Genomic DNA, 14,882 nt, shown 5'->3' on the forward strand with positions numbered 1-14,882 from the left:
CTCGGGTTCAGTTAGTGTCCAGGTCCACGTTGCGGGTTTCCCGCAGGCAGATCATCCCGACCACCAGGCTCACGCCGGTGATCACTACCGGGTACCACAGCCCGTAGAAGATGTCTCCGGTGTAGACCACCAGGGCAAACGACACCGTAGGCAGGAAACCGCCGAACCAGCCATTGCCGATGTGATACGGCAATGACATCGACGTGTAGCGGATCCTGGTTGGAAACAGCTCGACCATCAGCGCCGCGAGCGGGCCGTAGCACATCGCCGAGATGATGATCAGCGCGACGATCAAGGCCACGATCATCGGCCGGTTGATCTGCTGGGCGTCGGCTTGTTGCGGATAGCCGGCCAACGTTACCGCGCCGCGCAGGGCGGCTTCGTCGTAGCCTTCGAGCTTCACGTCACCGATGCTGACCTGCACGGTGCTGCCGGCCGGTGCCGCGACGCTACTGTAGGGCAGGCCTTGCTTGACCAGGAAGGTCTTGACCTTGTCGCAGGGGCTGTCGAAGCGCGCCTTGCCCACCGGGTCGAACTGGAAGGTGCAGGTGGCCGGGTCGGCGATCACGCTGATCGGCGCCTGGCGGCTTGCCAGGTCGATGGCCGGGTTGGCGTAGTGGGCGAGGGTCTTGAAGATCGGAAAATACAACGCCGTCGCCAATAACAGGCCGATCATCAGCACCGGTTTGCGCCCGACCTTGTCCGACAGCCAGCCGAAGAAAATGAAGAATGGCGCACCGATCACCACGCTCACGATCAGCAGGCTATTGGCGAGGGCCGGGTCCATCTTGAGGAACTGGGTGAGGAAAAACAGCACGTAGAATTGCGCGGCATAGAAGGTTACCGCTTGCCCGGCGTTGATGCTGAACAGCGCGATCAGCACCACTTTCAGGTTTTCCCATTTGCCGAACGATTCACGGATCGGCGCCTTGCAGCACTTGCCTTCTTCTTTCATTTTCAGGAAGGCGGGCGACTCGTGCAGGCTCAGGCGAATCCAGGTGGAAATGCCCAGCAGCAGGATCGACAGCAGGAACGGAATGCGCCAGCCCCAGACCTCGAATTGATCGCCGGTGAAGTAGCGGCAACCGAGCACCACCAGCAGCGACAGCAACAGCCCGAGGGTGGCGGTGGACTGAATCCAACTGGTATGGAAGCCGCGCTTGCCCATCGGCGCGTGCTCGGCCACATAGGTCGCCGCGCCGCCGTATTCACCGCCCAGGGCCAGGCCCTGGAGCATGCGCAACACCACCAGGATGATCGGCGCGGCAATGCCGATGCTGGCGTAGTTGGGCAGCAGGCCGACGCAGAACGTCGCCAGGCCCATGAGCACGATGGTGGCCAGGAACGTGTACTTGCGCCCGATCATGTCCCCCAACCGACCGAACACCAGCGCACCGAACGGCCGCACGATGAAACCGGCGGCGAAGGCCATCAGGGCGAAAATGAACGCGGTGGTGTCGTTGACCCCGGCAAAGAACTGTTTGCTGATCACCGCCGCCAGGGCGCCATAGAGAAAAAAGTCGTACCACTCGAACACCGTCCCCAGGGACGAGGCGAATATGACTTTCTGGGTTTCCTGGCTGGTGCCGGCGCTGCGCGTGGCTTCCAGGGTCTGAACATGCTCGGACATAGCGGTATCCCTCACAGTGATTGTTTTTGTTGTTCCACTGCGACGCCGGGTGGGCGTCTCCTGATATGACACACTTTCCTTGAATCGACTCATGCGCCTGTGGGAGCAGGCTCGCTACCACCAGGGTTCTTTCTGTCTTTTCAGACCGTGGCGGGCTCCTTTTGCAGCGTGATGCTCGTCATGGCGGGCTCGAGGATCATTCGCGCCGCCTTCTCGGCAATCATCAACGTTGGCGAGCAGGTGTTGCCCGAGGTGATGCGCGGCATGATCGAGGCATCGGCGATGCGCAGGCCCTTGATGCCGTGCACGCGCAGTTGCGCATCCACCACCGCATCGCCGTCCTGGCCCATGCGGCAGGTGCCCACCGGGTGGAAAATCGTCGTGCCGATGCGGGCGGCGGCCTGGTGCAGTTCTTCTTCGGTTTGCAGGCTCGGGCCGGGCAGGTATTCCACCGGTTTGAAGGCACTGAGGGCCGGGGAGGCGACGATCCGTCGGGTCAGGCGAATGGCATCGGCGGCGACCCGCAAGTCTTCCGGGTGGCTCAGGTAATTGGGCTGGATCAACGGCGCTTCAGCCGGATCGGCCGAACGAATGTCCACGCGACCGCGGCTCATCGGGCGTAAATCGCACACCGAGGCGGTGAACGCCGGGAAGCTGTGCAGCGGTTCGCCGAAACGCTCCAGGGACAATGGCTGCACGTGATACTCGAGGTTGGCCGAGGTCTGTTCCGGTCCCGAGCGGGCGAACGCGCCGAGTTGGCTGGGGGCCATGGACAGCGGGCCACTGCGGTCATACAGATAGCGCAGGCCCATGCCCATCTTGCCCAGCAGCGTGCCGGCAATCTGGTTCAGGGTGCGGGCGTTTTCCAGTTGATAGATCAGCCGCAGTTGCAGGTGATCCTGCAGGTTGCCGCCCACGCCCGGCAACTCGTGTACCACGCCGATACCCAAGCGTTGCAGCAGGCTGCGCGGGCCGATCCCGGAGCGCTGCAATATGCCGGGAGAACCGATGGCACCGGCGCACAGGACGATTTCCTTGCGGGCCTTGAAGCGCATTGTCTGACCTTGCCAGCGAGCGCTGACGGCGTCGGCGCGGTCATCGCGCAACAGCAGGCGGTCCACTTCGACGTCGGTCATTACCGTCAGGTTGGAGCGATTGCGAATCGGCTTGAGGAAGGCCTTTGCCGCGTTCCAGCGCACCCCGGCCTTCTGGTTGACCTGGAAATAGCCGCAGCCTTCGTTGTCGCCACCGTTGAAGTCGTCGATGCTGGGGATGCCGCTCTGCTCGGCGGCGGTGCGAAAGGCATCAAGGATCGGCCATGACAGGCGCTGGCGTTCGACTCGCCATTCGCCGGCCGCGCCGTGGAGTTCGGAGTCCCCCGCGAAGTGGTTTTCGCTCTGCCTGAACAGTGGCAGCACGTCGTCCCAGGCCCAGCCACAATTGCCTTCCGCGGCCCAGCCGTCATAGTCCGCAGCTTGGCCGCGCATGTAGATCATGCCGTTGATCGACGAGCAGCCGCCCAATACCTTGCCGCGCGGATAGCTCAGGGCACGCCCTTGCAGGCCCGGTTGTGCCTCGGTCTTGAAGCACCAGTCGGTGCGCGGGTTGCCGATGCAGAACAGGTAGCCGACCGGAATGTGAATCCACGGGTAGTTGTCGCGCCCGCCGGCTTCGAGCAGCAGCACCCGGTGTTGCGGGTCGGCCGAAAGCCGATTGGCCAGCAAGCACCCGGCAGGGCCGGCGCCCACGATCACGTAATCGTATTCATCGACGACAGGTTGCATTCGCGACCTCATTTCTTGTTTTTGTGAGATCCATCCTAGTTGTTAGTTTTCGTCAAAAGAATGTTAGTTTTTGCGCAGCTGCTGTGCGTTTATAAACACCACTGCCGTCAGGCGCGTTCAAGGATCGCCCCATGTTCGATTGGAATGACCTGCGCTATTTCCTGGAATTGCAACGCAGCGGGCGTCTATTGACGGCTGCACGGCGCCTGAACACCACACATGCCACGGTGGCCCGGCACATCGAGGCCATCGAGAAAAGCCTCGGCACCGCGCTGTTTGTCCAGCATGCCCAGGGCTATGAGCTGACCCCAGCCGGCGAGACGCTGCTCAAGCATGCCGAGGCCATGGAAAACGTCGCGCTGCTGGCCCAGGAGGACATCACCCAATCCAGCGCACCCTTGGGGAAGATCCGACTGGGGGTGACGGAAGGGCTGGGCATCATGTTCCTGGCCAGTCGCATGGACGGGTTGTTCCAGCGCTATCCAGGGCTGGAGGTGGAGTTGGTGGCGGTGCCGCGATTCGTCAGCATCCTCAACCGCGAAGCGGAAATCAGCATTCACCTCGAACGTCCCGCGGCCGACCTGCTGGTGACGCGCAAGCTCACCGACTACAGCCTGGCGCTCTATGCGAGCCAGGCCTACCTGGATCGCTCACCCCCCTTGCGCAGCCGCGAGGACCTGGCCCGTCATGCCTGGATCGGCTACGTCGATGACCTGTTGTTCAGCCAGGAGCTGATGTTCCTGAACAGTTTTTGCCGAAAGCCCCGCGTCGTGTTCCACAGCACCAGCGTCATCGCCCAGCAACAGGCCGCGCGCTCGGGCCTGGGGATCGCCGTGCTGCCGTGCTACATGGCCAGCGGCGACCCGACGCTGGTGCCGCTGTTGCCGGACGAAACCATCTGCCGCAGCTACTGGATCAGCACCCGCCGCGAACTGCATAAATCAGTGCGGCTGCGCGTGCTGTGGGATTACGTTGTGCAGTTGTGCGAGCGCGAGCAGGGATTGTTGCTGCCCTGATCACGCCACGGCTCCCAAAGAAACCAGCATTGAGCGCGCAAGGGCGAAACCATAAGCGGTTGTGAACTGACTGGCGGCGCTTGTCAGAAAAAACCGACAGGAGTACAAATGTACTCCATGACGACTCTCACTCCCCGCCGTAGCGCCATCCTGACCTTTATTCGCGAACGCATCGCCGAGCAGGGCCAGCCTCCCAGCCTTGCAGAAATCAGCGAGGCGTTTGGTTTCGCCTCTCGCAGCGTAGCGCGCAAGCATGTGCTGGCGCTCACCGAGGCCGGTTTCATCGAGGTCAATCCGCACCAGGCCCGAGGCATTCGGCTGTTGAACCAGCCGCCGCGCCCCGAGCTGCTGGACGTACCGGTACTGGGGCGGGTGGCCGCCGGCCGGCCGATTGGCGCCGATGCGGAGGTCCACAGCCGCCTGTTGCTGGACCCTGCGATTTTCACCAAGGCGCCGGATTACCTGTTGCGCGTCCAAGGCGACTCGATGATCGAGGACGGTATCCTCGACGGCGACCTGGTGGGCGTGCAACGTACGCCCCAGGCCGCCAACGGGCAGATCGTCGTGGCGCGCCTGGACGGTGAGGTGACCATCAAGCGTTTCGAGCGCGTCGGCGAGCGCGTACGCCTGCTGCCCCGCAACCCGGCCTATCAGCCGATCATCGTCGAAGCCGACCAGGACCTGGCGATAGAAGGCGTGTTCTGTGGCCTGGTGAGGCAAGGCTGATGGGGGCCGTCGTTGCGCTGGACACGCTGTTCAATGGCGGCCAGGTCTGGAAGGGCCGGCCTGCGCCACCGGCCGCCAGTCCACAACCCACCGGTCATGCGGCGCTGGACGCAGCATTGCCCAGTGGTGGCTGGCCGGAAGCGGCGCTGACGGAAATCCTCATAGGCGCGCCGGGCGTGGGTGAGTTGCAACTGGTGTGGCCGACCCTGGCGCGGTTGTCGGCGGCGGGGGAGCGGATCGTGCTGGTGGCGCCACCGTTCGTGCCCTATCCCCAGGCCTGGCGAAATGCCGGGGTGGACTTGCGCCAGTTGTCGATCATCCAGGCCGATCCACGGGAAGCCTTGTGGGCCACCGAGCAATGCCTGCGTTCGGGCAGTTGCGGCGCGGTGTTGTGCTGGCCGCGCCAGGCGGATGACCGAGCCTTGCGCCGTTTGCAGGTCGCCGCGGAAACCGGCCAGACCCTGGCGTTCGCCTGGCGCTCGCTCCAGGAAGCCATCAACCCGTCCCCGGCGGCCTTGCGCATCGCCATCGATGCCCGGCCCGCGCAATTGCGGGTGCTCAAGTCCCGGGGCGGGCTGGCGCGTTCGGCGCCGATTGCGTTTCCCGCGTACGCAGGGCATTGAGGTTGCGATGCGCTGGGTCTGTATCCTTTTCCCGCAATTGGCGCTGGACGCCGCGCTGCGCCAGCGCCCCGATCCCGACGCGCCCCTGGCGCTGCTGACCGGTCCGGCCCAGCGCCGGGTGCTGCAAGCGGTCAACGAACCGGCCCGCGCCCTGGGCCTGCGCCCCGGCCAGAGCATGACCGCCGCCCAGGCCTTGAGTAAAGGGTTCGCCACTGCCGAGTACGACGCGACGCAAATCCAATACTGGCAACAATTCCTCGCGGCGTGGGCCTACCGCTTCAGCTCCCAGGTCAGCGTGCATTACCCGCGCACAGTGCTGTTTGAAATCGAATCGAGCCTGGGGCTGTTCGGGCCGTGGCCGGTATTCGAGGCGCGTTTGCGGGCCGAACTGACTGAACTGGGCTTTCGCCATCGCATCGTCGCCGCCCCCAATCCCGTGGCGGCGCGGATGCTGGCCAATGCCTACGACGCCCTGGTGGTACCCGATAACGAGACCTTGCAAGCGTACCTTGGGCAAATGCCAGTGGACCGGGTCGGCCTGGCACCCGAGGTTGCCACGGCCTTGTCGCGCATGGGCCTTCGCCAGCTCAGCCAAGTCCAGGCCTTGCCCCGGCACACCTTGGCGCGGCGTTTCGAAGCCGGCATGCTCAAGCACCTCGACGCGCTGGTGGGCAGCCGTACCCTGGCGCTGTCGTTCTACCTGCCCCCGGACCGTTTCGATGTGCGCATCGAACTCAACTATGACGTGCAGTCCCACCAGGCATTGCTGTTTCCGCTGCGCCGGTTGACCGGCGATCTGTCGACCTACCTGTGCGGACGCGACAGCGGCGTGCAGCGTTTCGACTTGCACCTGGAGCATGCCGGTTTGCCGGACACGATCATCAAGGTCGGCCTGCTCAGCGCCGAGCGGGATGCTTCGATGTTGTTCGAGCTGGCCCGTGGCCGTCTCGAACAGGTGCAGGTCGAGGCTCCGGTACGCGGTTTTCGCTTGTGTGCCGAAGACCTGCCGAGCTTCGTGCCCCAGCGCCTGGAATTGTTCGATGAACGTCCCCAGCAGTCCTTGCCGTGGGAGCAACTGCGCGAACGGCTGCGGGCGCGCCTGGGGGATGAAGCCGTGCAAGGGCTGGGGTTTGGCGATGATCATCGACCCGAATGCGCTTGGCAGATGAAACCCCAGCCGCAACAACAGGCGTGCCCGCTGCGCGATGATATCCAGCGTCCCGGCTGGCTGCTCGGCGAGCCCCAGGCGCTGCCCGAGGGCCAAGTGCGAATTCTCATGGGCCCGGAGCGCATCGAATCCGGCTGGTGGGACGGGGCTGATGTACGGCGTGATTACTACCTGGTCGAAACCCGCGCCGGCCAACGCGGCTGGGCCTATCGGCCGGTGGGCGAGGGCGGGCCGTTGTGGCTGCAAGGCTGGTTCGCATGAATGTCGAATATGCCGAGCTGCATTGCCTGTCGAACTTCAGTTTCCAGCGCGGCGCCTCCAGTGCGTTGGAACTGTGCCGTCGCGCCAGGCAGCAGGGTTATCGGGCCCTGGCGATCACCGATGAATGCACCCTGGCCGGCATCGTCCGGGCCTGGCAGGCGGCCAGGGAACTGGAGCTGCAGTTGATCGTCGGCAGCGAGATCCAGGTCGAGGACGGTCCGAAGCTGGTGTTGTTGGTGGAGAACCTTGAGGGCTACCAAGCCTTGTGTCGACTGATCACCCGCGCCCGGCGCCGCAGCGAGAAAGGCCGTTATCGCATCGTCCGGGAAGACTTCGACGAGCCGCTGCCAGGGCTGCTCGCGTTGTGGGTGCCCGATGGCAAGGAGCCCGAGGCGCAAGGGCGCTGGCTCCGACAGGTGTTCAACGCAAGACTCTGGTTGTCCGTGCAGCTGCATTGCGGGCAAGACGACCGACGGCGGCTGGCGGACTTGCTCGCATTGGCCGAACGCTTGGGCCTGCCGGCCGTCGCCACGGGCGATGTGCACATGCATGTGCGGGGCCGCCGCGCCTTGCAGGACACCATGACCGCCATCCGCCACCACGTCACCGTCGCCGAGGCCGGCCAGCGCCTGCACCCCAACGGCGAGCGCCACTTGCGTAGCCTTGAGGCACTGGCCGGTCTCTATCCCCGCGCCTTGCTCGATGAAACCTTGAAGATCGCCCGGCGCTGCACGTTCGACCTCGGTCAGTTGCGCTATGAATACCCCCGCGAGCTGGTGCCCGAGGGCCATGATCCTGCGTCCTGGCTGCGGGAACTGACCGAGCGCGGTTTGCGTGAACGCTGGAAGGAGGGCGTGACAGAAAAGGTGCGCGCGCAGATCGACAAGGAACTGGAGCTGATTGCCGAACTGGGCTACGACAGTTATTTCCTCACCGTGCAGGACATCGTCAGTTTTGCCCGCAGTCGCCACATTCTTTGCCAGGGCCGGGGCTCGGCAGCCAACTCGGCGGTGTGCTACGCCTTGGGCATCACCGAAATCGACCCGGCCCAGACGGACATGCTGTTTGAACGCTTCCTGTCCCGCGAGCGCAATGAACCGCCGGACATCGACGTCGATTTCGAACACGAGCGTCGTGAAGAAGTCCTCCAGTACGTGTTCCAGCGCTACGGTCGGCATCGCGCGGCGTTGACGGCGGTGGTCAGCAGCTACCACGGTGCCGGGGCGGTGCGCGACGTCGCCAAGGCCCTGGGCCTGCCGCCGGACCAGGTCAATGCGCTGGCCGATTGCTGCGGGCGCTGGAGCGATGAAGCGCCGCCGGTGGAGCGTTTGCGCGAGGGCGGCTTCGACCCGCAGAGCCCGGTGTTGCGCCGGGTGCTGAGCCTGACCCAGCAACTGATCGGCTTTCCCCGGCACCTGTCCCAGCACCCCGGCGGCTTCGTGATTTCCCAGCAGCCGCTCGACACCCTGGTGCCGGTGGAAAACGCCGCGATGGCCGAGCGCACCATCATCCAGTGGGACAAGGACGACCTCGATGCGGTCGGGCTGCTCAAGGTGGACATCCTGGCCCTGGGCATGCTCAGCGCGATCCGCCGTTGCTTCGACCTGATCGCGCATTACCGGGGCGTGCGCCATACCCTGGCGTCGTTGCCCAAGGATGATCGGGCCACCTTCGAGATGATCAGCCGCGCCGATACCATCGGTGTGTTCCAGATCGAATCCCGGGCGCAGATGGCGATGTTGCCTCGGCTCAAGCCCAAGGAATATTACGACCTGGTGATCGAGGTGGCGATCGTGCGGCCGGGACCGATCCAGGGCGGGATGGTGCACCCTTACCTGCGGCGACGGAATGGGGAAGAGAAGATCACTTATCCGTCGCCGGAATTGAAAGAGGTGCTGGGCCGTACCTTGGGCATTCCGCTGTTCCAGGAACAGGTCATGCAGATCGCCATCGTCGCCGCCGGCTACAGCCCGGGCGAAGCGGACCAGTTGCGCCGATCCATGGCCGCCTGGAAGCGCCACGGCGGGCTTGAACCGCACAAGAAAAGATTGGCCGATGGCATGGAGGCCAAAGGGTACAAACCTGAATATGCCGCGCAGCTCTTCGAACAGATCAAGGGCTTTGGCAACTACGGTTTTCCTGAGTCCCACGCCGCCAGTTTTGCCTTGCTGACCTACGCCAGCAGTTGGCTCAAATGCCACGAGCCGGCGGCGTTCGCCTGCGCGCTGATCAATAGCTGGCCCATGGGTTTCTACAGCCCGGACCAGATCCTCCAGGATGCCCGCCGGCATCAGTTGCAGATCCGTCCGGTGGACGTGCGAGCCAGTGATTGGGAATGCAGCCTGGAACCGATGGAAGGCCGGCAACCGGCGATTCGCATGGGCTTGCGCCTGATCAAGGGTTTTCGCGAGGACGATGCCCGGCGTATCGAGGCGGCACGCAGGCAGCGGCTTTTCATCGATGTAGCCGACCTGGGTGAGCGCGCGCGACTCGATGCCCGTGCCCTGGAACAACTGGCGGACGCCGACGCTTTGCGCGGCCTGGCCGGCGACCGCCATCGCGCCCGCTGGGAAATCGCCGGGGTGGAAAAACAGCTGGGCCTGTTCGCAGGGCTGCCCAGCCAGGAGGAACCGCCCGTGGCCTTGCCGACGCCCACAGTCGGGGAAAACCTGTTCGCCGACTACGCCACCGTGGGCACGACGTTGGGGCCTCATCCGTTGGCGCTGCTGCGTTCCGAATTGCGTGCCCGGCGCTGCCGCAGCTCGCGGGAACTGCAGGCTGTCGAACATGGCCGCAACGTCAGCGTCGCCGGGCTGGTCACCGGTCGCCAACGCCCGGGCACGGCCAGTGGCGTGACCTTTGTCACTTTGGAAGACGAATTCGGCAATCTCAACGTGGTGGTCTGGCGTGATTTGGCCGAACGCCAGCGCAAGGTCCTGGTAGGGTCGCAATTGCTCAGGGTGGATGGGCGCTGGGAGAGTGTCGGCGAGGTCCGCCACCTGATCGCCGGACGCCTGAGCGACCTGAGCGAGTTGCTGGCGGGCATCCATGTGCGCAGTCGGGATTTCCGCTAGACACCCCGAACCCTGTGGTGAGGGAGCTTGCTCCCTCACCACAGGAATCGGCGCAAGGATTTCAACATGAAACCAATTGCCAACCCCGCGCTCGAAGCACTAGCACAAGGGACTTGTGGTATGCCGCTTCCCTGCTGGTAGCTTGAGGTGAGAGACGTTCCATGAAGTTCTTATCCCAGAGTAACGGGTGTCCCGGTTGGGACGGAGAAATGGCCCGGCGAATCCGTGCCTACGACTGGAGTCGCACAGAGTTGGGTGCGATCGAGCACTGGTCCGCCAGCCTGCGCAGCGCAGTCCAGCTGATGCTCGCTTCGCCATTGCCGATGGTCATGTTGTGGGACCGCCAAGGCTTCATGATTTATAACGACGCCTATGCCGAATTCGCTGGCGGTCGCCATCCCTACCTGCTGGGGAGCGCGGTGGAGCTGGGATGGCCGGAAGTCGCCGAATTCAACCGCCACGTGCTGGACGTGTGCCTGGCTGGCGGCACCTTGTCCTACCGCAACAAGGAGCTGGTGCTGCTGCGCGACGGCAAGCCTGAAGACGTCTGGATGGACCTCTACTACAGCCCGGTGCCCGACGATGACCAATCGCCCGCGGGCGTTCTGGCGATCGTGGTAGAAACCACCGAGCTGGTGCTGAGCGAGCGGGCCCGGCAAGAGGCCGAGCGCAGCTATCGAGCGGTCAACGAGCGTATCCAGCTGGCGCTTTCGGCCGGGCCGTTGCTAGGGTCGTTCGTCTGGGATATCGCCACCGACACACTGTCGGGCGACGATCGTTTCGCCCGTACGTTTGGTTATCCGCCCGAATGCCCGCTGGACGCACTGCCCATCGACATCGCTCGGCAGCGAATTCATCCCGATGACATCGACGACGTCGAACAACGGGTCGACTTGACCGTGCGCACGGGTGCTCCCTACACCGCCGAATATCGTTTGCGCCGCGGCGAAAGCGATTACCTTTGGGTGTTGGCCAGTGGTCGATGCGAGTTCGATGCATTGGGCAAGCCCCTGCGTTTTCCGGGTGTGCTGATCGACATCAACGAGCGCAAGACCGCCGAAGCGTCGCTGCTCAAATTCACCCGCGACCTGGAACAACGCGTTGCCAATGAGGTACAGGCACGGTTGGCGGCAGAGGAGCAGTTGCGCCAATCGCAGAAGCTCGAAGCCATCGGCGGTCTCACCGGAGGCGTCGCCCATGATTTCAACAACCTGCTCCAAGTGATCGCCGGCCACCTGCATTTGCTGGCTCGCCATGAGCCTGACAATCCCAACGTGCAACGGCGGGTCGGCGCATCCATTGAAGCCGTGGAGCGGGGCGCCAAGCTGTCGTCGCAGTTACTGGCTTTTGCTCGTCGCCAGCCGTTGTCCCCGGCGGTCTACAATCCCCGGCGCATCTATGATGGCCTGGGTGAATTGTTGCAGCGGGCGCTGGGCGAAACCATCCGCATCGAGGTGTCGTTGCCCCCTGAGCCGTGGTGCATCCACGTCGATCGCAACCAGTTGGAAAATGCCTTGCTGAACCTGGCGATCAATGCGCGCGACGCCATGGGGGGCGAAGGGGTCATCAGCATGCTGGGGGAAAACATTGCCTTGGACGAATCGTCCTGCGCCGGCAAAGGGGTTGCAGCGGGGGATTACGTGCGACTTTCGGTGGTCGATCGTGGCGTTGGAATGGCTCCCGAAGTCCTGAACCAGGTATTCGAGCCGTTTTTCACCACCAAGACCGACGGCCAAGGCACGGGGCTTGGATTGAGCATGGTGTTCGGGTTCGTCAAGCAGAGCGGCGGGCATATCGAAATTTCCAGCCTCCCGGGTGAAGGCACTCAAGTGCATATGTATTTTCCCCGCAGCCACAAGCCCGAAGCTCCGGAACAGACGCACCCCCGCGAGCTTCAGCCAGGCCTCGAGGAAACCATCCTGGTGGTCGAGGATAACGATGAGGTGCGCGGCGCCTCGGTGGAGTTGCTGGAGCAGTTCGGCTATCGGACGCTAACCGCCGCCAACGGCGACGAGGCCATGAAACTGCTGCTCGACGGCGTTTCGGTGGACCTGATCTTTACCGACGTGGTCATGCCCGGCCTGATCAAGAGTTCCGACCTGGCGGCCTGGGCCAAGATGCAGACCCCGCCGGTGCCGGTATTGTTCACGTCGGGGCACACCCGCGACATCATTTCGCGCAACCATCAGTTGAGCCCCGATACGCACCTGCTGAGCAAACCCTACAGCCCGGATGCCTTGGTGCGAATGATCAGTTCGGTGCTGGGCAATTGAGTCCGGGGTTGTAAAAAATGGAACCCAAGCCGCTGTTCTGCCTTCGAATGACCAGGGCCGATCACTCTCCGGCCTTGTCATGAATGAGGTGTCCAATGAGCGATCCTGCAAATACCCAGCAACAAGGCCAGACGCAAAACCCGTCCTCGCGTAACGATCCGGCCGTCGACCCTCAAGTGTCGGGTAGCCAGCCCGCCGGCCCGGCTGGAGCGCACGAGGCTCATAGTGCTGCCCATGAGGTCGATCAGAAGAATCACCATCAGGATAATGACAATACCTATAGCCCGGGTTTCAAGCCGGAGCCGGATCGGGCCGGGCCCGGTGACAAGACTGATGCTGATATTGATACGGCTGATAGCTGATAACAAAAAGCCCGACTCGATAGTCGGGCTTTCCTATATGGCGTTATTTACTCGGGTGGGCCGCTTGAAGTTTCTTGGCCATCTCCAAGTGTTGCTGTAAATCCGGCAGCATTTTCTGGGCAAAGGCTTTCAGCTCAGTACTGCCAGGTTTTTTGTCGTCCGTGACGGTCTCTGCTTCTTTCTTGAACAGGGCGATGGTTTCTTCGTGGGCCATCACCTGGTTGTTGGCGTAGGCCGGATCGAAGGACTCGTCCCGCACGTCGAGAATCTTGGCCTTGGCTTTTTTCATCAACGTGGTGTCGTCAGGCACTTCGATGTCATGTTTTTGCGCCAGTGCCTTCAACTCTTCGTTGGCTTTGGTGTGATCGGCAATCATCTTGTTGGCGAACTCCTTGATGTCCGCCGATTGGCTTTTTTGCAGCGCCATCTTGCTGGTTTCGATTTCCGCAATGCCGCCGGCCGCCGCGTTGTCGACAAAGTCGTTGGACGTCGCGGCCCATGCCATGCCCATGCTGCTACTCAGGGCAACAGCCAGGCCGAGTTGACGCAGGGTAAATCTGTCCATAGGTCAGTCTCCACACAGGTTATACAGGTGATTCTCGTGGTACTGATCAATGGAGGGGAAAGCGCGGCGGAAGGTTTGATCGGAGCGCGTCGTGGCACGACGAACGGTCACCGCTGGTCGGATTGGCGGTCGACAGAACCCGACCGGCAAGGCCATGCTGCTGACAGGCAGCGCCCCGAAAAGCGCGTGCCGTCGAACTCACTAAGGAGGTGCTCCATGCCGGTGTCCCATGATCTCTGCCAGGATCTGAAGTGCACAGAAGAAGACATCCTGAAAAAACGCCGCGAGGACGAGAGTCTCGACGCGCTGATCAAAAAATACGCCAAGCTTGATGCCGAGGTGGTAAAGGCCGAGAAACCACCCGCTGTGCTGTCCGACGCCGCTCTGGAGACGCTCAAGAAGGAACGGCTGCAGGTCAAGGACCAGATCGCCGCGCTGATGCAGAATTAGCCGTAACGGCCATCTGCCAAGCGTTTTTGGGGTGAGGGAGCTTGCTCCCGTTGGGCCGCGAGGCGGCCCCACCCGAACTCATCAGCCCAGCGGATCCCAGCGCTGGGACCAGTCGCTGCCGGTCTTGACGATGTCCCGCAGGACTTCGAATGCCTGCTGCAATGCTGCCGAATCCCGGTCCCTGGAATACACCAGATAAGTGGGGTAATTGAATTCCGGCGCCTTGGCCACTCGCTCCAGGATGCCGCTGTCCAGGTAGCTCTGCACGACCCGGGTGCGGAAATAACCGCTGCCGCCGTTTTCCAGGATGTACTGCAACGCCAGGGGGCCAAGATTGAACGTCACGGCGGCCTTGGCCTTGTCCGGCAGTGCCGTGTCGTGCTGCCGTCGGAAGTCGGCGCTCCAGTCGATGTAGACATAGGGCTCGGGGCGAGCGGCCAGGCGCACCAGGATCAGCTTTTCTTCCAGCAATTGCTCGACTTGCAGCCTCGGCCAATACTCGGGCTGATACACCACCGCGGCATCCAGCAGCCCCAATTCCAATTGCTGCAACAGTTTCTCGCCGTCGCGGATGTCCATGCGCAGGGCATGGCCGGGGATCTTCTGGCGCAGCTCCCCGGCCCAGGCAAGCATCAACGGATTGCACAAGCTGACCTCGCCACCAAGATGCAAGACGTTGCGATAGCCCTCGGGCAATGGCAGGTCGCGACGGGCGGCTTCCCAGGTCTGCACGAGCTGGTTGGCATAGACCACGAAGGCTTCGCCATCGGTGGTCAGTCGTGCGCCGGCGCGGTTGCGCACGAACAACGCGCAGCCGAGTTGACTTTCGAGCTTCTGTACCCGGGCGGTGATCGCCGTCTGGGTGACATGCAGTTTTTCCGCCGCAGCGGCAAGGCTGCCATGGCGAACTATTTCCAGAAAGGTACGGGCGAGGTCGATGTCCATATTCA

The 14,882-nt window shown here is 63.2% G+C and carries 12 protein-coding genes; 8 read left to right on the forward strand and 4 right to left on the reverse strand.

Annotated elements, in window-relative coordinates; all coding sequences use genetic code 11:
• Positions 1–7 precede the first annotated feature (7 nt).
• Together JZ00_RS11005 and JZ00_RS11010 are read right to left on the reverse strand one after the other, a co-directional pair.
• Entirely contained in the window at positions 8–1,630 is a 1,623-nt protein-coding gene (locus JZ00_RS11005; RefSeq protein ID WP_039589256.1) for an MFS transporter, read from the reverse strand.
• A 140-nt stretch (positions 1,631–1,770) separates the two neighbouring features.
• Entirely contained in the window at positions 1,771–3,414 is a 1,644-nt protein-coding gene (locus JZ00_RS11010; protein WP_039589258.1) for a GMC family oxidoreductase, read from the reverse strand.
• Between the two features lie 131 nt (positions 3,415–3,545).
• On the opposite strand from JZ00_RS11010, the gene JZ00_RS11015 reads away from it, so the two are divergent.
• The 7 genes from JZ00_RS11015 (at position 3,546) to JZ00_RS11045 (ending at position 12,917) form a co-directional block, all read left to right on the forward strand.
• Positions 3,546–4,430, forward strand: a complete 885-nt coding sequence (locus JZ00_RS11015) for a LysR family transcriptional regulator (protein WP_039589260.1) — start codon at positions 3,546–3,548, stop codon at positions 4,428–4,430.
• A 108-nt stretch (positions 4,431–4,538) separates the two neighbouring features.
• Positions 4,539–5,156, forward strand: a complete 618-nt coding sequence (lexA, locus tag JZ00_RS11020; protein ID WP_039589261.1) for a transcriptional repressor LexA — start codon at positions 4,539–4,541, stop codon at positions 5,154–5,156.
• Complete coding sequence (gene imuA, locus JZ00_RS11025) at positions 5,156–5,779, forward strand: translesion DNA synthesis-associated protein ImuA (protein ID WP_039589262.1); 624 nt, start codon at positions 5,156–5,158, stop codon at positions 5,777–5,779. Before lexA ends, imuA begins: the two co-directional genes overlap by 1 nt.
• Before the next feature lie 7 nt (positions 5,780–5,786).
• Entirely contained in the window at positions 5,787–7,208 is a 1,422-nt protein-coding gene (locus tag JZ00_RS11030; protein ID WP_039589264.1) for a Y-family DNA polymerase, read from the forward strand.
• A complete protein-coding gene (locus JZ00_RS11035; RefSeq protein ID WP_162488964.1) occupies positions 7,184–10,282 on the forward strand; it encodes an error-prone DNA polymerase in 3,099 nt (1,032 codons plus the stop codon). The genes JZ00_RS11030 and JZ00_RS11035 overlap by 25 nt, the downstream gene beginning before the upstream one ends.
• Before the next feature lie 161 nt (positions 10,283–10,443).
• Complete coding sequence (locus tag JZ00_RS11040) at positions 10,444–12,555, forward strand: ATP-binding protein (protein WP_039589266.1); 2,112 nt, start codon at positions 10,444–10,446, stop codon at positions 12,553–12,555.
• Between the two features lie 95 nt (positions 12,556–12,650).
• Positions 12,651–12,917: a hypothetical protein gene (locus JZ00_RS11045; RefSeq protein WP_039589269.1), complete on the forward strand. Its 267-nt coding sequence runs from the start codon at positions 12,651–12,653 to the stop codon at positions 12,915–12,917.
• A 43-nt stretch (positions 12,918–12,960) separates the two neighbouring features.
• Here JZ00_RS11045 and JZ00_RS11050 read toward each other — a convergent pair whose 3' ends face one another.
• Positions 12,961–13,482 carry a DUF4142 domain-containing protein gene (locus JZ00_RS11050; RefSeq protein WP_039589271.1) on the reverse strand — a complete coding sequence of 174 codons (522 nt, stop codon included), beginning with the start codon at positions 13,480–13,482 and terminating at the stop codon, positions 12,961–12,963.
• 27 nt (positions 13,483–13,509) lie between these two features.
• On the opposite strand from JZ00_RS11050, the gene JZ00_RS31915 reads away from it, so the two are divergent.
• On the forward strand, positions 13,510–13,932 hold the full coding sequence (locus tag JZ00_RS31915) for a YdcH family protein (protein WP_412177668.1): 423 nt from the start codon (positions 13,510–13,512) through the stop codon (positions 13,930–13,932).
• 81 nt (positions 13,933–14,013) lie between these two features.
• Here JZ00_RS31915 and JZ00_RS11060 read toward each other — a convergent pair whose 3' ends face one another.
• Positions 14,014–14,877 carry a LysR family transcriptional regulator gene (locus JZ00_RS11060; RefSeq protein ID WP_039589279.1) on the reverse strand — a complete coding sequence of 288 codons (864 nt, stop codon included), beginning with the start codon at positions 14,875–14,877 and terminating at the stop codon, positions 14,014–14,016.
• Positions 14,878–14,882: the final 5 nt, after the last annotated feature.

The organism is Pseudomonas frederiksbergensis (genome assembly GCF_000802155.2).
Taxonomy (GTDB): Bacteria; Pseudomonadota; Gammaproteobacteria; order Pseudomonadales; family Pseudomonadaceae; genus Aquipseudomonas; species Aquipseudomonas frederiksbergensis_A.

Coding starts and splice junctions, on each gene's coding strand:
- JZ00_RS11005 (WP_039589256.1), bottom strand. CDS start 1,630: ATGTCCGAGCATGTTCAGACCCTGGAAGCCACGCGCAGCGCCGGCACC.
- JZ00_RS11010 (WP_039589258.1), bottom strand. CDS start 3,414: ATGCAACCTGTCGTCGATGAATACGATTACGTGATCGTGGGCGCCGGC.
- JZ00_RS11015 (WP_039589260.1), top strand. CDS start 3,546: ATGTTCGATTGGAATGACCTGCGCTATTTCCTGGAATTGCAACGCAGC.
- lexA (WP_039589261.1), top strand. CDS start 4,539: ATGTACTCCATGACGACTCTCACTCCCCGCCGTAGCGCCATCCTGACC.
- imuA (WP_039589262.1), top strand. CDS start 5,156: ATGGGGGCCGTCGTTGCGCTGGACACGCTGTTCAATGGCGGCCAGGTC.
- JZ00_RS11030 (WP_039589264.1), top strand. CDS start 5,787: ATGCGCTGGGTCTGTATCCTTTTCCCGCAATTGGCGCTGGACGCCGCG.
- JZ00_RS11040 (WP_039589266.1), top strand. CDS start 10,444: ATGAAGTTCTTATCCCAGAGTAACGGGTGTCCCGGTTGGGACGGAGAA.
- JZ00_RS11045 (WP_039589269.1), top strand. CDS start 12,651: ATGAGCGATCCTGCAAATACCCAGCAACAAGGCCAGACGCAAAACCCG.
- JZ00_RS11050 (WP_039589271.1), bottom strand. CDS start 13,482: ATGGACAGATTTACCCTGCGTCAACTCGGCCTGGCTGTTGCCCTGAGT.
- JZ00_RS11060 (WP_039589279.1), bottom strand. CDS start 14,877: ATGGACATCGACCTCGCCCGTACCTTTCTGGAAATAGTTCGCCATGGC.